This window comes from Pseudomonas sp. Pdm06, from assembly GCF_014851795.1.
In the GTDB taxonomy this organism is placed as follows: domain Bacteria; phylum Pseudomonadota; class Gammaproteobacteria; order Pseudomonadales; family Pseudomonadaceae; genus Aquipseudomonas; species Aquipseudomonas fluorescens_AA.
Window position 1 is genome coordinate 17,452 of record NZ_JACVAH010000018.1, and the last position, 17,974, is coordinate 35,425.

Sequence of the window (17,974 nt, forward strand, 5' to 3'; positions counted from 1 at the left end):
GACGTCGTCATTTGACGGCGCCAAAGGACAGCCCACGAACCAATTGCTTCTGACTGATCCAGCCGAAGATCAAGATAGGTGCGCAGGCCAATGTGGAAACCGCGGAAAGCTTCGCCCAGAACAGACCCTCAGGGCTCGAGTAGGAAGCGATCAGCGCGGTCAGAGGTGCGGCGCTGGAGCTCGTCAGGTTGAGCGACCAAAAGGCCTCGTTCCAGCACAGGATCATCGAGAGCAGCATGGTCGAGGCCAGCCCACCCTTGCTGATGGGCAGCAGCACGCGCAGCATCTCCTGCCCCAGAGTCGCGCCGTCCAGCCTGGCCGCCTCCAGAATCTCCCGGGGAATATCTTTGAAGTACGTGTAAATCATCCACACCACGATGGGCAGGTTGATCAGGGTGTAGATCACGATCAGCGCGATCCGGGTGTCCAGCAACCCCGCCCCCTTCGCCAGAAGGTAGATAGGCATGAGCACCCCAACTGGAGGAAGCATCTTGGTCGATAGCATCCAAAGCAGCGTCTGCTTAGTGCGCTTGGTCTCATAGAACGCCATCGAGTAGGCCGCCGGCACCGCGATCAGCATGCACAACGCTGTAGCGGAGAAGGAAATCAGCACCGAGTTCCACGCAAAGTGGAAGTAGTCACTGCGCTCCTGGATGTGCAAGTAATTCTCCAGCGTAGGCATGAAGATGAACTGTGGCGGCGTAGCGAAGGCGTCGATCTCGGTCTTGAAACTGGTAAGCACCATCCAAAAGATCGGAAAGAACAACAGCAAAGCGGTGACCCAGGCCAAGGTGCCGAGCAGTACGCTTTGCAGAGACCGGGATTGTTTAAGCGTCATCATGGCGTTGTCCTCAGGCTTTGTCGGTCAGGTTCTTGCCAATCATGCGCACCAGCACAATCGCCGCGATGTTGGCGATCACCACCGCAATCAGACCACCGGCCGAGGCCATGCCCACATCGAACTGCACCAGTGCCTGGTTGTAGATCAGATAGGCGAGGTTGGTCGAAGCGAACCCAGGTCCGCCATTTGTCGTGGTGAAGATTTCTGCAAATACCGACAGCAGGAAAATCGTCTCGATCATCACCACCACCGCGATGGGCCTGGCCAAATGTGGCAGGGTCAAATGCCAGAAGATGGCCAGGGCACCCGCCCCATCCAATCGAGCGGCCTCTTTCTGCTCTTGATCGAGCGACTGCATGGCTGTCATCAGCAACAAGATCGCAAAAGGCAGCCACTGCCAGGAAACGATGACGATGATCGAGAAGAGTGGGTAATGAGCTAGCCAATCGACGGGCTGTGCCCCGAAGAACTTCCATACCGCCGCGAGGATCCCGGAGACAGGGTGGAAGATCAGGTTCTTGAAGATCAGCGAACCCACGGTCGGCATGATAAAAAACGGCGAAATGAGCAGCACCCTGACTATACCGCGTCCAAAGAACTCGCTTGCCTCAAGCAAGGCTGCAATCAAGACACCAAAAATCACGCTGATCAGCAGCACGCTGCCCACCAATATCAACGTGTTAAGCGCTCCGGGAAGAAAACCCGAATCTGTCACGAAATAGGCAAAGTTCTCCAGGCCAACGAACTCGTTTTCCCCTGGATTGAGCAGGTTGTACCGGATCACCGAAAAATAAACGGTCATGGCCAGCGGCACGATCATCCAGAGCAACAAAAGTGCAACCGATGGCGACACCAGAAACCATCCTGGATTGATCAAACGGCGTGCGCGTGATGGCGCCGAGGCCGCAAGCTGGGCTCGAATAATGGACGTGTTCATGATTATTTACCTGTGCGGCTGTGACCGCCGGCGCTAAGCCGGCGGAGGTAAGGGGCTATTTATTTTTTGGGATAGCCCGCACGCTTCATCTCGCGCTCGGTTGTGGACTGGGCAGAAGCCAGCGCTTGCTCAACCGACATTTGTCCTGTCAATGCTGCGGAGAAAAGCTTGCCTACCGATGTACCGATCGACTGAAACTCGGGGATCACCACGTATTGAATGCCCACGTACGGAACAGGTTTGGCTGAAGGCTGCGACGGGTCAGCGTGCTTCATCATCTGCAACGTTACCTGAGCAAACGGCGCGGCCTTGAGGTAAGCGTCACTGTAGGTCGAGATGCGTGTACCGGGTGGCACGTTCGTGATGCCATCCTTATCGGTAACTAGCTGGATGTACTCTTTGGAGGTGGCCCAGGTGACGAACGATTTGGCGGCCTCTTTGTGCTTGGAGGTGGCAGGAATTGCCAATGACCAGGCGTACAACCATGAGGACCCCTTGTCGGTAACCTCAATAGGCGCAGGAGCGAAACCTACGCTGTCCACCACCCGGCTCTGCTCCTTATCGGTGGTGAAAGATCCAGCCACGCTTGCATCAACCCAAATCGCGCATTTTCCACTGTTGAAAAGGGCCAGTGTTTCGTTGAACCCGTTACTGGATACTCCGGGAGGGCCATATTTCTTCAGGGTATCAACATAAAACGTCGCTGCTGCCTTCCACTCAGGACCATTGAGTTCAGGCTGCCATTTCTCATCGAACCAGCGCGCCCCGAAGGCGTTGGCCATCGTGGTAAGCAAAGCCATGTTTTCGCCCCAGCCAGCTTTGCCACGCAAGCACATGCCATATTGATCCTTCGAAGGATCATTGAGCTTGGCAGCGAACTCGCCCAGTTGCGACCAGGTCGGCTGCCCCGGCATCGTCAGCCCAGCAGCCTTGAACAGATCGGTGCGGTAGTACGTGATGGTGCTTTCGCCGTAGAACGGCAGTGCGTAGAGCGTATCGTTAACAGAAAGGCCCTGACGCACGGCAGGAAAGATATCGTCGACGTCGTAGCCGGCCGGGAGGTCCTTCATCGGCTCTAGCCAGTTCTTAGCACCCCACATCGGGGTCTCGTAGGTGCCAATGGTCAACACGTCGAACTGACCACCTTGAGTGGCAATGTCAGTGGTCAGGCGCTGACGCAGAACGTTCTCTTCGAGCACGACCCAGTTCAGTTTGATGTCGGGATGCTGCTGCTCGAAGACCTTGGATAGCCGTTGCATTCGGATCATGTCACCGTTGTTGACCGTCGCGATGGTCAGCGTCTCAGCGGCATGGCTAGCAAGGGCGAATGACAGACCAGTAGAAAGAATTAGCGCATTCGTAATCTTCATGGGGCTCTCCACTCCAAGCCAGATGACCGGAGCTATTATTGTTGTTGTTCACCACTTGTGAGCAAAACAAGACCGCATTGCAGTGGTGGGCGAATTGATTAGATCACCTACCCGCCCCGCCCTCAAACGAATCGCGGACGCCGAATCGATACTTTTTTGATCGCGACAACCGGCGGCCACAAGAGTTAAAAAAGTATCAACAATCTGCAATAGTTGGGCTAGCAGTCCCGGACGAATTCGGCGTATGGTTGGCGCATTCGATCCACCGCATAACTATAAAAAGGGGCACGAGATGCCTGATAACCGCGCTGCTTTGTTCGAGCACCGACCAGCCGACCTTGAAGTCATCCTTCCTGAACCCGATCAGAGCTTTCGATGGTACGAGCACGACTATCCATACGCCCTCGCCCGCTGGAACCACCATCCAGAATATGAAATCCACCTGATTCGACAAGGAAGTGGCAAGCTTTTGGCTGGGGATTACATCGGGCCCTTCACCGCAGGACATGTCGCACTGATTGGCCCAGGTCTTCCCCATGATTGGATGGGAGATATCGCGCCGGGAGAACAGCTCGTAGGCCGCGACGTGGTGCTGCAGTTTGACGGCGCTGCCCTGCTCGACCTCCAAGGTTCATTGCCTGAGCTATCGGAGCTGAAAACGCTGTTTGAGCTGGCACAACGTGGGATCGAATTTACTGGGGGGACGGCCGCCGAGGCCGCTTTGCTGCTTGAGAGAATCGGCGAGGCGACGGGGCTTCAGCGCCTGATCATGTTCCTGCAATTGATAGGCACCCTCGCAAGGGCGCCAAAGCGCGAAATTCGGGTATTGGCCAGCGCCTGCTACTCGCCTTCGTTGAACGAGCGCAGCTCGGAGCGAATTAATCAGGCATTCGACTACTTGATCAATGAGCTCACGTCTGACGTCCGGCTATCTGTCATCGCCGAGCGAGTTGGGATGAGCGAGGCCGGTTTTTCACGCTTTTTCAAACGAATCACTGGCCACGGATTCATGGACCTGATGCGCAAGCTGCGCATCCAGCGTGCATGTCGGCTACTCGTCCAGACACAACTCTCGGTCGCCGAAATCTGCTTCGAGGTAGGCTACGAAAACGTCTCCAATTTCAATCGCCACTTCCGTCATGAAATGCATCAGACCCCGAGCGACTACCGGCGTACTACTGCCGTGAAGCTCTTCAACCGAGACAGTCTTCACCCATCGCTACCGATCACGCAGGTGCGGTGAGACCGCGCCTATTCATGTGACGCACGATAGTGTCCCCAGCCCGATACAAGAGAGAATGAATATGCAATTGCCGAGCGTTGTTGTGTTTGGTGAAGCACTGACCGACGTGGTTCAACACTCGCCCGGACGATGGCAGGGCTATCCAGGTGGCGCGCCCTGGAACGTGGCCCGCGCAATGAGCCGCCTCGGCGTACCCACTGCATTCGCCGGCTCGATCAGTACCGACTCATTGGGCGATGAGCTCGCACAGCAATCGAAGGCTGCCGGCCTGGACATGAGATTCCTCCAGAGAGTTGACGCTGACCCTCTGGTAGCGATCGTGCCCTCCAGCCACCCTCCCCGGTATTTCTTTGCGGGCGAGGCCGATCTACTTTTTGATGTGGACCAACTCCCGGCAGGTTGGTTGGATGCGGTTCGACTCTGTCACTTCAGCTGTATCAGCCTTGCCCGTCAGCCATTGGGGGACAGGCTTGTTGAGGTGGCCAGGAGGGTGAAGGAAGAAGACAAGCTGATTAGCTATGACCCGAACTGGCGCAACCTGATGGACACCCGCTACCGCGAGCTGACTTTCCCGGCCATGGTGGAGCTTGCAGACATCATCAAGCTCTCGGATGAAGATCTTCGCCAGATATACCCTGGATTGAACGAAGAACAGGCGCTTCACACGTTGCGGACGATGAATGCTAGTGCGCAGATTCTTTTCACCCGTGGAGCGAAAGGTATGGCGTTGTATGCTGCCGACGTGAAGTTTGAACAGCCCGCGATCGCCGTTGAGGTCGCTGATACGGTGGGTGCCGGCGATTCGAGTATGGCCGGATGGCTGGCCTCGACGTTGTTAGGCATCCAAGAGCCCCATGCACGATTGGAGTTCTCCGCTGCTTGTGCCTCGGTGTCTTGCTCGCATGCCGGGGCTTACGCGCCTAGTCGTGAAGAGGTGGAGGATTTGCTGTCAAACCGCATGCAACATCAGCGCTGAAGTTCGCATTGCGTACCGCCATTTTGTCAGGAAGGCGGGACTCAAGAAGCACTGGATGGACTTTAGATCCCGAATGACGACTACCCCCCTGCACGGGGCGTTTAATCCAAAATCATTCGAATCGCACTGTTCGTGCCAGGCAGCCGTCCAGAGCGTTTTGCCAGGGCTGTTGCTTCTAAGCGGCCACCTGTTTCGCCCAATGCTTGCTCAGATCACCACTGAGCGTTCCCACCACCCCAGAAATACCTGCAAAGCCGCCTCGTTAGTGCTGGCCTGATTAACCGCCATGTAATAACCACGCGCGGTTCTGTGCTCCAATGCCAGAGGCTGCACCAATTGGCCACTGTCCAGATACGTCTTGAGCATACCGATACATGCCAGCCCTATGCCGCGCCCATCCAGGGTCGCCTGAATCTGCTGCGCGTAGTTATTGTAGGCCATGCGCGAGGGCGGCAACGGGCCTTCATAGCCCATCTGGTTGAGCCAGGTGGACCAGTCCACCACTGGCCAGTTGAAGCCGCGCCAGTGTTCGTGGTCCAAGTGCAACAAACGCTCCCCCACCAGTTGCTGCAAGTTCTTGATCTGGCGCCCAGCGAGGTAGCCAGGGCTACACAGCGGCACCATATTTTCATCGAATAGGCGGGTCATGCGAATATGCTGCGACTGCCCCTCATCGCCGCAGGTGAAGGCCACGTCAATTTGTTCCTCGCGTAAATCCACCTCCCGGTCCAGCGCCAGCAACCGGATCGCCACCTCAGGGTGCTCGGCCTGAAAGGCCTCCAAGTGGGGCATCAGCCAATAGGTCGATAAGCCAATGGTGGCCGTGATCGTCAACGCCTCCTGCGTGCCGCTGCGGATATCACCGGCTGCCTGGGCAATGCGCTCCATTCCTTGATCCACCGCTGCATACAGACGCCTCCCAGAAGGGGTAAGGCTGACCCGACGGTGTTCACGCACGAATAGCTCGTGACCGAGAAACTCTTCTACGAGCCGAATTTGCCGGCTGACGGCCGCCTGAGTAATACATATTTCATGGGCCGCCGCAGTAAAACTCAGCAGCCGCGCGGCGGCTTCGAACACCACAAGACCGTTGAGAGGAGGAAGGCGCCGCCGAAGCTTTTCCATTACAAAAAGTTATCCAAAGGTCGTGAATTAGTTGTTTGTTCCGCCCGCAGAATCATGGCCATATGGCAACCAGGCCGGCGTATACGACCGTCCATGTCTGCGATGACCAGTCTTGATCTGCCTCTATTCCATTACCTAAGCTTTATCGTAATTTCAGGAGAGACGCAAATGCGCTTGATGCACACATTCAAGGTTCTGATGGGAGGCTTGGCGCTTTCCCTTTTGCAGGTACTGCCGGTCTCCGCCGAGCAGGCACCGATCCGTATCGGCTGGATCAACTGGGCAGATGCAGAAATCACTGCAAAACTGGCCGCCAAGGTGATCGAAGACGTGACTGGCCATCCGGTCAAACTCGTCATGGCCGACCTGGGCATCCAATTCCAGGCATTAGCCAACAAGAGCGTCGACTTCATTCCAATGGTCTGGCTGCCAGGGGCGCACAAAACCTTCTGGGACAAGTACAGCTCTCAAGTTGAAGACTTGGGGACCGTGTACGACGGCAAGATTGGCTGGGCGATTCCAGACAGCATTCCGGCCAGTGAGGTGTCGAGTATTGAAGACCTGAACAAGCCGGGCATTGCGGCGAAATTCGGCAACCGAATCCTGTCGGCAGGAGCGGGAAATGGGCAATACAAACTGTCCGAAAAAGCCATCGCCGAATATGGCCTCAAAGACTACAAGCTGGTGGCTTCCTCCGAAGCCGGCATGCTCTCGGAATTAGCGCGGGATCAGTCCCGTGACAAATGGTCGATCATCAACGCCTGGAACCCGCACTGGATGTTTGCTAAATGGAAATTGCGCTATCTCGTCGACTCGAAGAACATCTTCGGCGGCACTGAGCATATCCATGTGGTTTCCCGCCTGGGCTTCAAGGCGGACGAGCCGAAGATCGCCACCTTCCTCGAGCATTACACGTTGCCTTTGAACGATCTGGAAACCATGCAGATGCAAGCCAAGGATAGTTCGGTCGATGAAGTAGTGAACGCTTACTACTTGAAGAACCGCGCACGCTTCGCTGCCATGTTCCAGTGACCTGACATTTGCGTCCAGTTTCAAACGCTGCGTTTTATCCCACTACCTGAACCTGATCCACCGCATGCGGCAACCCGCCTGTGCGCAGATATGTGCCCGTCATTTGCTGAATTGCCATTTAACTAATAAAACACCCTGGAGAACCGCAATGAAACTGACTGATTTCAAAGTCCTGACCTTTGACGTAGTAGGCACCCTGATCAATTTCGAAGCCGGCATCTTGGCGGCCGTACGCAGTATCGGCGGACCTGAAGCCCATAACGTTTCTGACGACGCCATTTTCGACGCTTACAAAACCGCAGATGACGTGTACCGCGGCGACATGCGTGCTCCCAATCGATTCATGTACACCATGAGCGATATTTATCAAAAGTTCGCAGCCGAATTGGGACTGATCAGCGATAAGGCCGCCGGTGATCGCTTTCAGGCTTCAGTGGTCTCCTGGCCAGCCTTTGCCGATTCCGTGGATGCCCTGGCTCGCCTGCGCAAGCATTTCCGTCTAGTCGCCATGACCAACGTCGATCGCACTTCCTTCTCCGCTTACCAATTCACCCTGGGCTATCCGTTCCATGACTCGCTCACCAGCGAAGAGACCGGCGTACATAAGCCCGACCCACTGTATTTCGCTTACAACCAAGGACGTCAGTCGGCTTCAGGTTTCCAGAAACGTGACATTTTGCATGTCGCTCAGAGCCAGTATCACGACATCGGTGTGGCGCACGAGGCGGGCTATACCACTTGCTGGATCGAACGTCGTCACGACATCCTGGGCTATGGCGCCACGCCCGTGCCTGAAAAGGTCACTCAACCCGACTTCCACTTCCACTCAATGAAAGAGCTGGCTGACGCAGTGGAAGCCGAGTTGAGCAACCCAGCCATGAAATATTCCTGAGGAAGCGAGCCATGGCCGTCAGTCCTTTTGCAGCCGAAATTGCTTCACTGTGGCAATCCACGGCCGTTGACGCTCCGTCATTTCCAGCGCTGGAAGGTGATCGAAGCTATGACGTGGTCGTGGTGGGGGGAGGCTACACCGGGTTGTCCACGGCGCATTATTTGGCGAAAAAAGGGCTGGCAACAGTGGTGCTGGAAGCCAGTCGCATCGGCTGGGGGGCGAGCGGTCGAAATGGTGGCGTGGTGTCGGCCAAGTATCGTATCTCGCTGAGCAAGGTGGCGGCGCGATACGGACTGGAGATGGCTCAGACTATGCGTCGTCTATCCCTTGAGTCGGTGGAACACCTTGAGGAGCTGGTGGCGGTTTATTCGCTGGAAGCGGCGCAATATCGGCGTAGCGGCAGCCTGCATTGCGCGCACAACGAGGCCACGCTGGACTACTGTGTGCGGGAGGCGCAGTGGTTGCATGAGCATTTGGGGGATAGCTCCTTCGAAGTGCTTTGCGCCGGTCAGATGCAGGAGGAAACCGGCTCTGGCGATTTTGTCGGCGGCGTCCTCGACAGAGGTGGAGGCTTGTTACACCCGTTGAACTTCGTCCGGGGGTTGGCCGACGGTGTGAGCGCGGCGGGAGTCAGTATTCATGAGGGAGCGCCCGTCATGGGCATTCGGCGGATGGGGACGGGCGTCAGGGTGGAGACACCTACTGGCACTGTCCGTGCCAAGCAAGTCGTGTTGGCTACTAACGGTTACTCGAGCCTAACGCCAGCTACTGCGCCTGTGCGCAAATCGGTTGTGCCTTTTCGTTCGGCAATGCTGGCCACCGAGCCTCTCACCGGCCCGCAGCTGGAGTTGTTGCGCCACGGCCGCAGCTACACCGAAACGCGGCGGATGATGCGCTGGTTTCGGATGGCCGAGGACCGTCTGTTGTACGGCGGTCGCGGTGCGTTCGGCACGGATGACTCCGAGGCGGCTTTCAATGCCTTGCACGAAGCGATGGTCAAGCAGTTTCCCCTACTCGCCCGGGCGACCATCACCCATCGTTGGTCGGGGCTAGTGGCGCTCACAATTGACAGTGTGCCGCACGTCGGACGGATTGATGACCGCGTGGTCTATGCCATGGGTTACAACGGCACGGGAGTGGCCATGTCCTCATACATCGGTAAGCATGTCGCAGATGTCATTGTTGGGCGGAAACCAGAATTGGGGTTGATGTGGGCGGACAAAATACGCCGTATACCTTTTTATTCGCTGCGAGTACCCGTGGTTCGAATGGTCGCCGGTTGGTATCAGTTTTTGGACGCCATCGGACGCTGAACGTATCCCGAAAGAAATGACAGTCCCAGGCAGCTACACAGCCTCGGTCCGGAAGGAGTGATACTGCCATGCTGTTGGAGAATGAAATTCAATGCTTGAAACTAGGCCGGGAATTATCGACCAAACTATCGAAGTGCCGGGATGACCCTCTCGCCATGTGGCTGGCCAGTTACATTCGCAGGTTGATGTGCGAATTATTGGAGGCTGAAGATCCGAGCCAGCTGGCGCGAGCAAGTAGCGCCTGCATGGACGCCATATTGAAGCTCTGGGAGCACCGCGGGTTGCTGCCCTGCGCGAATCAACGTCGTCCTGCGGACGGTGTCACGAGCCAGAGTTTTAAAGCGAAGTCAGACAAATGAATACATAGATAATCTCGCCATTGACCGCTCTAGGACTTGGCAAAAGTCCTTTGGCGCTCAAGATTTTCTCATAGAGCCCAGTGAGCATGTGCTCTCTGGTCACGCCACGTCGTAGCGTCGTTTAATGCTCAAGTTGATCAAGTGGGAGAACGTAAGGCATTCGGTCGGTCAGGACCAAGGCCAAGGCCAGGCCTGCTCCGTGCGGGAAAAACCCGAAGGTTAAAAACAGTGTACCGGCCCCCAACTGTCAAACCCTTATCCGTCAGATCTCTTTGCTTACTCCGTCTGTCGACGTCAAAAGCCGCCTTTCTTTCAAAGCTGACATCGCCAAAATTGATTCTCAGCAAGCAGGTATCAGTTGACAGTAAAACTTGAAGTACATCGCAGCGATTGAAGCCATGAATGAGAGTTATCAGTCACCCCCGGCAACGCGATGGCGTTATTGACGCCCAGCCATCAATACAGCTCATGGTTATATGCGATCACGCAGCTAGCTCTTCGTCATCCCTGTCGTAAAATCACGCCACGGTTACGCAGCCCCCTGCGTCATCGTCAATAGGCTCCACGCCCATTCTGATAGAAGCCATAAGGTTTTTTGATTGACCTGAAAGCTCCCATAGTCAAGCAGCCCCCCCAGCCAGAGCCATGACCGCACCAAGTCAGAATGAGGATTACAGTTCATACCCTCTGGAATTATTCGCCGCAACAAATGGAGCCCCATTGATGCCCGATCCGATCAAGCTTGAATTTTCCGAAAAGTACGACGATAAGCACGCGCAGAGTTATTTACTCAAGCATCAGGACAATCTGTCCCGCCGTTTATCCCACAAACGCGACGAGCAATTGGCGCGTAGTGCGTTGGTCGCCGCTGGCGAACCTGGCTTGGTGCTGGACTTGCCGTGTGGGGCCGGGCGTTTCTGGCCGTTACTGGCGCAAAAGCCTGGTCGCGTGATCATCGGCGCAGACAATTCTGAGTCAATGTTGAAGGTCGCAACCATCGCCCAACCGGCGGAGGTGGTGAAACGGGTTCGCCCGTTGCAGACCTCTGCCTTTGCTATCGATTTACCGGACAACGCGGTCGACAACATATTCTGCATGCGCTTGATGCACCACATCGGTGCCCCCGAGCATAGGCTGGCGATACTGCGTGAGTTTCAGCGTGTTACCCGCGACAGCGTAATTATCTCACTATGGGTGGACGGAAACTTCAAGGCCTGGAAACGCAAGCGTACCGAAGTGCGTCGTCGCAACAAAGGAGAACAGGACGGCTACCAAAATCGGTTCGTGTTACCGGCTACTACTGTCGAGGCAGAATTTGAACAGGCCGGGTTCCGCGTTCAGAAATCGCTGGACTTCATTCCGCTGTACGCCATGTGGCGAGTGTATGTTTTGCGCAAAAAATAATAGGATGGCTATCGGTCGCTTATTCAAGCTTGATGGTGTTTATAGTTCACGCCCCCTCGAATCATAGGCCACATGATCAGCTCCGTGGATGGGCGCCTCGTGTCTTTCCGATGTACATTTCTCCCCAACGGAGACAGTGAGCGAACGATTAGCAACCATTACGAGCGGATTGCAGCCGGTGTGGGCGAAGACGGTTTCATCATAGGTCGAAAGACCATAGAAGGTAACAGCAGGATTACCGGACAGCGCATAGAGGCCTCGGGGGTCTGCTTCTCAGAGCCAACGGTAGAGGTGGAGGTGGAGATGGCAGGTGTCTGCCACTTTCCACTTGCGCGCAGCGTCAACGACTTATTCGTCAGCGCCTGGGCAAACGATGGCTTACAGCGATAGTAGTTTAGGGAGCGCACCACGTGCGCTGCACGTAGGTCTGCGCAGCACGTAGTTCGCGTATTATCGCTACGATTGATCTGCGGCCCACACATTCGCAATTTATCTTTTTCGTGCATAGCAGTATTCTGCCCCACCAACTTTCAAGAGTAATCCCGCCCAGCTATTATCTCCGCGCGAAGCCACAACCACCATGAAGCCAGGCTGCACAACACTTATCCACCATCAAATAATGATCCAAAGACTCGTCTGGACGCATTCAGAATGTGGGATCGTTACATAGGAGCCACGCAATTAGGCTTCTCAGCCACATTCTTCCACATCTGAAAATAACACGACGGTTCTGGATCATAGAGCTATCCAACAAATAGAAGTTAATAATAGCTAAAAGCTCTTCGTTAGATCTCCCCGGCCCAGACCAACATCAGGACGGAGGTTATCAAGGGATCGATCTGAACCAAGAGACAGGCACCGCAAGGAAGCAAAGGCCAGTACAGGCGTCTGAAAAGGTACCTAGCGGTTGCATCCCGGATGAGGCCGCTAGCATGTACACAGCTCACAGTTTCAATCCATGGGAAAAATCGTTTTACCGGCCGATTGATGCTGCCATACGCTGGTGTGGGTTAATGGATCACGAGGCTCGAATTCTAGACAGCGCCTGGGATTGTCCAGGTTTGCTGTCAAAGCAATTTCCCCAATGGCCATGTCTGCATATCAACATGGGGAAAATTCTCGATGCCATACGAAACGACGAGATCCCTTATGGTTATTTCGGTGTGACGACTCGGCCAGGTAGCCCCGTCGACTACAGACTCGTAACTGTCAGGCATACGGATCTCAAATATTGGATGATTCACCATTATCCAGACCAATGCCCCGCATTTCTATTTGGAAGGAAGACGTCTGATGAGTCAAAAATAACTATTGATACATACCTGACGCTTCGAGCTGATCGAGATGCTCTCGAAGTCAAGCTTAGGGCGATAGAGATCGCTCATGAGGCCCTTCTGGAGGAGCTCAAGGCGATAGGCCTAGAAAGAGAACGCTTACACTATCTAGTTGAGACACGAGGCGAGCTAAATGACCGTAGCGAGGCTGGATATCTGTGCGTCATCGGCGCTTTACTCGAAACCCTTCTTGGATCATCACCAAGAGGAATACCTAACTCGGTGTTTAAGTCGCAAGCCGCTATCGTTGACTCAATCACTGCGCACTTTGAAGGTGTTCCAGGATTGAGCAAACGCTCCCTTGATAAAAAATTTGCTGCAGCAAAACGTAGCCTCTCTCAAGGTTGAAGCATTGCATTGCAATCTTATCTATTGCAATGCAATGACACTCTCCCATTAGTACTATTCAATTCAGGTCACTTCCCACTATGCGCCAACCCCCGCCAGGAGTGACCACTATGCCCAGCCAGCCTTTCCCAATAGCTGAAGCGCCTCAACCACTTAACGAGCGTCACATCATGCGACGTGAAGAAGTGGAGCGGAAAACCGGGTTCAAACGAGCACACATTTATAACTTGATGAAAGAAGGTAACTTCCCTCAAGCCAAACGCATTGGATTGCGCGCAGTCGGCTGGGATTCGCTGGAAATCGAGCAGTGGGTCACCGAGCGCTTGGCGCAGCAGAGCTGATGCCATGCGCGTGGTATCGGTGGTTTCCACTAAAGGTGGAGTTGGCAAAACCACGGTCGCCGCCAACCTCGGCGGGCTACTAGCCGATGCTGGCCTGCGTGTCTTGCTACTGGATCTGGATAGCCAACCCACCCTCTCGAGCTACTACTCGTTGCGCCACGAGTCTGCCGCAGGCGCGTATGAGCTCATTGCGCTAAACCTGACAGACCCCGCACAAATAATTTCCACGACTACGGTTGTCGGGCTCGACCTGATCCTCTCCAACGACGATCACGGCCGACTGAGCACCTTGTTGCTGCATGCCCCTGATGGTCGACTGCGCCTACGCAATCTACTGGACTCCTTTCGCCCGAGATACGACCTGCTTCTGATTGACACCCAAGGCGCGCGCAGCGTTTTGCTGGAGATGGCTATTCTCGCCTCCGATCTCACTCTCTCTCCTATAACGCCGGAAATGCTCGCCGCTCGCGAACTGCGCCGCGGCACTTTGAGGCTGCTCAGTGAACTCGAACCATTCCGTCACTTAGGTATTACACCACCACCGTTGCGACTGCTGTTAAACCAAGTAAATAACATCCGGATAGACACGCGAATGATCATCCGTGGCCTGCGGGAGACCTCTGCCGAGGCGATCAACATTTCGGTACTAGACACCATAGTTCCAGACCGAGTGGTGTATCTCAATGCTGCCTCCCTCGGCCTTCCCGCCCATCGAATCGAGACAAACCGGTCACGCGAACGACGATCACCATCAGCGCTGGAAACCATGCAAGCGTTGGCCATCGAGCTGTTTCCGGAATGGCGCGAAGCGATCTCTACGGTCAGCAGCCGCACTGGGATTCAATGAGTCGAATCACCAAACAGGCACTTCTCGCTCGGTCATTTTTTATCGGCCTGAAAGCCAACAGCGTTTAGCAAGGAGTGTTGCGATGTTCAATCAGCGTCCCATCAGCATTCAGCCATCCATTTCCCCCCACTCCCCGCCTTGCGAAGAGCACTGCACCGTGGTCTTTCGTCTGCAAGGTGGGAGCTCCGCTACGGGTTGGTTTCTCGCAGAACTGTCACAACACTTCGAAGGTTCAGGCACTGCCAAGATCGTCAAGTTCGAGGTTGGTGACCATTTGCGCACCCGGCGTTAACTGAGGTTGCTCCAATGAAGAAGCTCACTCAGGAGGACATTACCGACAAACTGCACCAGGACCACTTCCCTCGCGGTCCGGAAATGGAGCGACTGTCCGATCCACTCACTGACACACCGATGCTGGTCACTCTGGAGCAGCTACGTCCCTATGAGCACAACCCGCGGTTCGTCCGTAATCCCCTTTATGACGATATCAAGGCCTCGATCCGTGAACGCGGGCTGGATCAACCGCCGCCGATTACTCGCCGCCCAGGAGAAACCTATTTCATCATCCGCAACGGCGGCAATACACGCTTGGCGATTCTCGGCGAGCTATGGCAGGAAACCCGCGACGAGCGTTTCTTCCGCATCCATTGCCTGTTCCGGCCGTGGGCCAATGAGATCACTGCCCTACTCGGTCATCTGGCTGAAAGCGACCTGCACGGTCAACTCATCTTCATCGAACGTGCTCTGGCAGTGGCCAAACTCAAAACCATGTTCGAATCAGATGGAGCAACACTCTCGCAACGAGAGCTGGCAAGACATCTTGCCGCTGGAGGCTACCCCATTTCACAGTCGCACATCAGCCGGATGCTCGACACCCTCGAACACCTACTGCCCGCCATTCCACAAACCCTGTATGCCGGATTAGGTAAACCCAAAATTGAACGCCTGATCGGTCTGCGTAGCCAGGCTGAACGAACCTGGAATCGTTATCCAACCGACAACATTGCGTTCCCCGAATTTTGGCTCGACACCTTGGGCCAATTTGATGCGGATCCCGAGTCCTTCGATCTTGAGCAAATCCAGGATGAACTGCTCGAACGCATGAGCCGCTTACTCGGACAGTCCTATCGCATGTTGGCCTTGGAGCTGAGCGCCACACAACGGCCCGGCATTGTCATCACGCCCTCAGAGGCCAGCCATCTGCCGAGCGTTGATGAAACCGCCGCAGAACCTCCCACCTCCGAGTCCCGCCCCCCATCAGTTGAAACTAGAATCCGGACCGAAAAAGCGCGAGAGGAGAAGCTCACGCTGCCCGAAACGAATGTCGCATCAGAAGTCAGCCCTCCGTCACGTATCCAACAGATTCGCGAACAGATTGATCGCGCTACTGCCACCGAACCAGCACCGACCATCGAAACCTGCACGATCGACGACATCTGGATCATCGCACCAGCACTGGATACCCCTGAACACTTGCGTTCAGCTATAGCCGGCCTGGCTCGGGAAATGGCGGCCTATGCCGGACAGCCCGAGTGCATCATCGACCAGAAGCAAGGCTTGGGCTTCGCCCTCAACATCGAGCAACTTGATCTTGCAGCGCCTCGTGCGGCCGGCGTTCACCTATTGCTCCTGGCCCTGCTGCGTGCTCAAGACGAAGTGAACTGGGAGGATCGCAAGCAATTACCCTCAGCTTTGTTTGGACAACTGCTATTAGGGGTTTATCAACTCCCGCTGACAGATCGCCCCGCCGTGAACATAGGTCTGGAGAGACTACCCGATGGTCTGTTAATCAAACTGTATCGCCTTATACGCCTATCCCGACGTTTGATCGACTTAACGCTTCCCCCTGAAGGTGGCTCAACAAGGGAGGTGCCATGAACCTGTCCTTCAATGTCCTCAACCAGGCCATGCTGACCCAGGTCCTTCACGAGTTGCGCCTGGGTAATCTGCAGCGCTGCAAAGCACTCGGGTTGGATGAGGAAGACATCTACCTGCTGCAATCCCTACCGCCCACCACACTGTCACGCCTGGCCCACGCCACCGTCCCCTGGGTTGAGGTCAAGATTGATTCGCCGGTGCTGCACCGGTTGATCGACCAGGCCGAACGCGACGAACAGAACGAGCGCCTGATCAACCGAGCTCTCAAACTCGGTGCCAGCAGTACCATCATGTATCAATGCTTCGGCTTGGCGCATTCGGAAACCGCCCTGCGCCGACGTCTGCTCAAGATAGAAACCCGTAAGGGGCGCCCCCAGAACTTAAGCGAAGCGCAGGAACATGCACTCTGGCAGCGTTGGTGCCAACTACGCGCTCAGGAAGGTGCTGAGGATCAGCTCGACGCCATGATGATGTTGGCGGAGGAACAACAGATCAGCTTGACCATTGTTTGGCAGCAGATCGACCAGTACAGCAACGGAACATGAACACTTCCACTTTCGGTCGCTGGCAGCGCGTCCTGCAGCAATGCACCCAACAGCTGAGTGAACGCTGGCCCGCACGCCAGACCACGGAACCACCCTCCAACCAGACTCTACAGGCAGGCTTTCTGTTCAGTGGCCAATCACACGAGGTCGTGCCGCGTCGCCTGCTGCTGGATTGTCGGCTGACTCCGTTGGAACGTAATGCATGGCAAGTATTTCGACTCATGCTGCAGGGCCAGGGGGTGGTCACCCCGCGCTATGAAGATCTGCAACCTTACCTGTCGAGCGTGCCCTATGGTGTATCAGCATCCCGTGAAACCATCGCTCGCGCCTTGACGATGCTCAGGTTGACGCGCTGGCTTAGCTTGGTGAGTCGTGGCCGCGATCAGCTCAGCGGGCGCCTACAAGGTTCTCTGTATGTCCTGCACGATGAACCGTTAACCCCAACCGAAGCCATGGAGCTGGATCAGAACTATCTGGAGCTGGTCGGACATGCCCTCGGTCATGCGACCAAAGCTGTACGTATTGTCGCGCAGCACATAGTGGAAGAAATCCGCCAAGACACGGATATCGATCTGGGTCGACTCCCCACCCGGCTCGACAGTTGGGGCGAACATTGGACACATCAAGTATTGGGTCAAGGGACCGATGAAGCGTTACACGATTCCGAACTAGGTGGCGATCACCACATTCGGAATCGTGTGGGACCTCGTTCGGATTTCGAACCGGGTCTGAACGCCAATGTTTCTGGCTCAGTTCGGAATCCGAACGCCGCCTGTACTGTATTAAAAGAAAGTACTTGTACAGTACCGCGCGCGACCCCAGCAGTGGATAACCTGCACTGGCCCGATCCACTGCAGCTGAGCCCAAGCGAACGTCAGGCGGTTGCCGTGGCGCTGAATAAGCTTAAATCAGCGGAACGGCAGGCAGTGCTCAACGAAGCGGGCGCGCGATGTGCGGCCGGCGGTATCCGTAAGCCAGCGGCCTATCTGATGGGCTTGATCCAGCGAGCGCTTAAGGGGGATTTTCGTCCTTGGGCAGGTCAGGCTGAATCGCTACCTATTGCAGAACCGCCACCCGCCCCGTCACGTCCACTTAGAAAACAGAGCGAACCCGCCTCTGCACTGGCCCAAGCGTGCCTGAATGAGTTGCGCGAGCTGCGCGACAAACGCCCTGGACGTCAGTAGATTTG

General features: G+C 55.6%; 17 protein-coding genes. 13 read left to right on the forward strand and 4 right to left on the reverse strand.

The annotated features are described in order from the left end of the window. Positions 1 to 7: 7 nt before the first annotated feature. From IB266_RS25060 to IB266_RS25070, 3 genes are read right to left on the reverse strand one after another with little or no spacing between them, the layout of a single operon-like run. Positions 8 to 841, reverse strand: coding sequence for a carbohydrate ABC transporter permease (locus IB266_RS25060; RefSeq protein ID WP_013692786.1), 834 nt, complete (start codon positions 839 to 841; stop codon positions 8 to 10). Between the two features lie 10 nt (positions 842 to 851). Beyond that, a complete protein-coding gene (locus tag IB266_RS25065) occupies positions 852 to 1,778 on the reverse strand; it encodes a carbohydrate ABC transporter permease (protein ID WP_013692785.1) in 927 nt (308 codons plus the stop codon). 59 nt (positions 1,779 to 1,837) lie between these two features. Beyond that, positions 1,838 to 3,148 carry an ABC transporter substrate-binding protein gene (locus IB266_RS25070; RefSeq protein ID WP_060738037.1) on the reverse strand — a complete coding sequence of 437 codons (1,311 nt, stop codon included), beginning with the start codon at positions 3,146 to 3,148 and terminating at the stop codon, positions 1,838 to 1,840. Between the two features lie 292 nt (positions 3,149 to 3,440). On the opposite strand from IB266_RS25070, the gene IB266_RS25075 reads away from it, so the two are divergent. Then, on the forward strand, positions 3,441 to 4,391 hold the full coding sequence (locus IB266_RS25075; RefSeq protein ID WP_060743036.1) for an AraC family transcriptional regulator: 951 nt from the start codon (positions 3,441 to 3,443) through the stop codon (positions 4,389 to 4,391). Positions 4,392 to 4,452: 61 nt separating this feature from the next. Then, positions 4,453 to 5,367, forward strand: a complete 915-nt coding sequence (locus IB266_RS25080; protein WP_060738038.1) for a carbohydrate kinase family protein — start codon at positions 4,453 to 4,455, stop codon at positions 5,365 to 5,367. A 207-nt stretch (positions 5,368 to 5,574) separates the two neighbouring features. On the opposite strand, the gene IB266_RS25085 is transcribed toward IB266_RS25080, so the two are convergent. After that, positions 5,575 to 6,492: a LysR substrate-binding domain-containing protein gene (locus IB266_RS25085; protein ID WP_192263086.1), complete on the reverse strand. Its 918-nt coding sequence runs from the start codon at positions 6,490 to 6,492 to the stop codon at positions 5,575 to 5,577. Between the two features lie 168 nt (positions 6,493 to 6,660). On the opposite strand from IB266_RS25085, the gene IB266_RS25090 reads away from it, so the two are divergent. From IB266_RS25090 to IB266_RS25140, 11 genes are all read left to right on the forward strand, one after another. Further along, a complete protein-coding gene (locus tag IB266_RS25090; protein ID WP_192263088.1) occupies positions 6,661 to 7,524 on the forward strand; it encodes a glycine betaine ABC transporter substrate-binding protein in 864 nt (287 codons plus the stop codon). Between the two features lie 148 nt (positions 7,525 to 7,672). After that, complete coding sequence (locus IB266_RS25095) at positions 7,673 to 8,416, forward strand: HAD-IA family hydrolase (protein WP_192263090.1); 744 nt, start codon at positions 7,673 to 7,675, stop codon at positions 8,414 to 8,416. Between the two features lie 11 nt (positions 8,417 to 8,427). Continuing rightward, positions 8,428 to 9,729, forward strand: a complete 1,302-nt coding sequence (locus IB266_RS25100) for an NAD(P)/FAD-dependent oxidoreductase (RefSeq protein ID WP_192263092.1) — start codon at positions 8,428 to 8,430, stop codon at positions 9,727 to 9,729. 68 nt (positions 9,730 to 9,797) lie between these two features. Further along, on the forward strand, positions 9,798 to 10,088 hold the full coding sequence (locus IB266_RS25105) for a hypothetical protein (protein ID WP_013692777.1): 291 nt from the start codon (positions 9,798 to 9,800) through the stop codon (positions 10,086 to 10,088). A 723-nt stretch (positions 10,089 to 10,811) separates the two neighbouring features. Then, positions 10,812 to 11,492, forward strand: coding sequence for a class I SAM-dependent methyltransferase (locus tag IB266_RS25110; RefSeq protein WP_192263094.1), 681 nt, complete (start codon positions 10,812 to 10,814; stop codon positions 11,490 to 11,492). 932 nt (positions 11,493 to 12,424) lie between these two features. Then, positions 12,425 to 13,174: a hypothetical protein gene (locus tag IB266_RS25115; protein ID WP_192263096.1), complete on the forward strand. Its 750-nt coding sequence runs from the start codon at positions 12,425 to 12,427 to the stop codon at positions 13,172 to 13,174. Positions 13,175 to 13,284: 110 nt separating this feature from the next. After that, positions 13,285 to 13,515: an AlpA family transcriptional regulator gene (locus IB266_RS25120; protein ID WP_192263098.1), complete on the forward strand. Its 231-nt coding sequence runs from the start codon at positions 13,285 to 13,287 to the stop codon at positions 13,513 to 13,515. Between the two features lie 4 nt (positions 13,516 to 13,519). Next, positions 13,520 to 14,362, forward strand: coding sequence for a ParA family protein (locus IB266_RS25125; RefSeq protein WP_192263100.1), 843 nt, complete (start codon positions 13,520 to 13,522; stop codon positions 14,360 to 14,362). A 306-nt stretch (positions 14,363 to 14,668) separates the two neighbouring features. Further along, positions 14,669 to 16,240 (forward strand): ParB family protein, encoded by a 1,572-nt coding sequence (locus IB266_RS25130; RefSeq protein WP_192263102.1) that lies wholly within the window; start codon positions 14,669 to 14,671, stop codon positions 16,238 to 16,240. Next, positions 16,237 to 16,785, forward strand: coding sequence for a DUF2857 domain-containing protein (locus tag IB266_RS25135; RefSeq protein ID WP_192263104.1), 549 nt, complete (start codon positions 16,237 to 16,239; stop codon positions 16,783 to 16,785). Before IB266_RS25130 ends, IB266_RS25135 begins: the two co-directional genes overlap by 4 nt. Then, entirely contained in the window at positions 16,782 to 17,969 is a 1,188-nt protein-coding gene (locus tag IB266_RS25140; protein ID WP_192263106.1) for an STY4528 family pathogenicity island replication protein, read from the forward strand. The genes IB266_RS25135 and IB266_RS25140 overlap by 4 nt, the downstream gene beginning before the upstream one ends. Positions 17,970 to 17,974: the final 5 nt, after the last annotated feature.

What these genes read in the sequence shown, in the direction of transcription:
- IB266_RS25135 (WP_192263104.1), top strand. Translation starts at nt 16,237, where the DNA reads ATGAACCTGTCCTTCAATGTCCTCAACCAGGCCATGCTGACCCAGGTC.
- IB266_RS25125 (WP_192263100.1), top strand. Translation starts at nt 13,520, where the DNA reads ATGCGCGTGGTATCGGTGGTTTCCACTAAAGGTGGAGTTGGCAAAACC.
- IB266_RS25090 (WP_192263088.1), top strand. Translation starts at nt 6,661, where the DNA reads ATGCGCTTGATGCACACATTCAAGGTTCTGATGGGAGGCTTGGCGCTT.
- IB266_RS25130 (WP_192263102.1), top strand. Translation starts at nt 14,669, where the DNA reads ATGAAGAAGCTCACTCAGGAGGACATTACCGACAAACTGCACCAGGAC.
- IB266_RS25110 (WP_192263094.1), top strand. Translation starts at nt 10,812, where the DNA reads ATGCCCGATCCGATCAAGCTTGAATTTTCCGAAAAGTACGACGATAAG.
- IB266_RS25060 (WP_013692786.1), bottom strand. Translation starts at nt 841, where the DNA reads ATGATGACGCTTAAACAATCCCGGTCTCTGCAAAGCGTACTGCTCGGC.
- IB266_RS25100 (WP_192263092.1), top strand. Translation starts at nt 8,428, where the DNA reads ATGGCCGTCAGTCCTTTTGCAGCCGAAATTGCTTCACTGTGGCAATCC.
- IB266_RS25075 (WP_060743036.1), top strand. Translation starts at nt 3,441, where the DNA reads ATGCCTGATAACCGCGCTGCTTTGTTCGAGCACCGACCAGCCGACCTT.
- IB266_RS25140 (WP_192263106.1), top strand. Translation starts at nt 16,782, where the DNA reads ATGAACACTTCCACTTTCGGTCGCTGGCAGCGCGTCCTGCAGCAATGC.
- IB266_RS25120 (WP_192263098.1), top strand. Translation starts at nt 13,285, where the DNA reads ATGCCCAGCCAGCCTTTCCCAATAGCTGAAGCGCCTCAACCACTTAAC.
- IB266_RS25085 (WP_192263086.1), bottom strand. Translation starts at nt 6,492, where the DNA reads ATGGAAAAGCTTCGGCGGCGCCTTCCTCCTCTCAACGGTCTTGTGGTG.
- IB266_RS25115 (WP_192263096.1), top strand. Translation starts at nt 12,425, where the DNA reads ATGTACACAGCTCACAGTTTCAATCCATGGGAAAAATCGTTTTACCGG.
- IB266_RS25095 (WP_192263090.1), top strand. Translation starts at nt 7,673, where the DNA reads ATGAAACTGACTGATTTCAAAGTCCTGACCTTTGACGTAGTAGGCACC.
- IB266_RS25070 (WP_060738037.1), bottom strand. Translation starts at nt 3,148, where the DNA reads ATGAAGATTACGAATGCGCTAATTCTTTCTACTGGTCTGTCATTCGCC.
- IB266_RS25080 (WP_060738038.1), top strand. Translation starts at nt 4,453, where the DNA reads ATGCAATTGCCGAGCGTTGTTGTGTTTGGTGAAGCACTGACCGACGTG.
- IB266_RS25065 (WP_013692785.1), bottom strand. Translation starts at nt 1,778, where the DNA reads ATGAACACGTCCATTATTCGAGCCCAGCTTGCGGCCTCGGCGCCATCA.
- IB266_RS25105 (WP_013692777.1), top strand. Translation starts at nt 9,798, where the DNA reads ATGCTGTTGGAGAATGAAATTCAATGCTTGAAACTAGGCCGGGAATTA.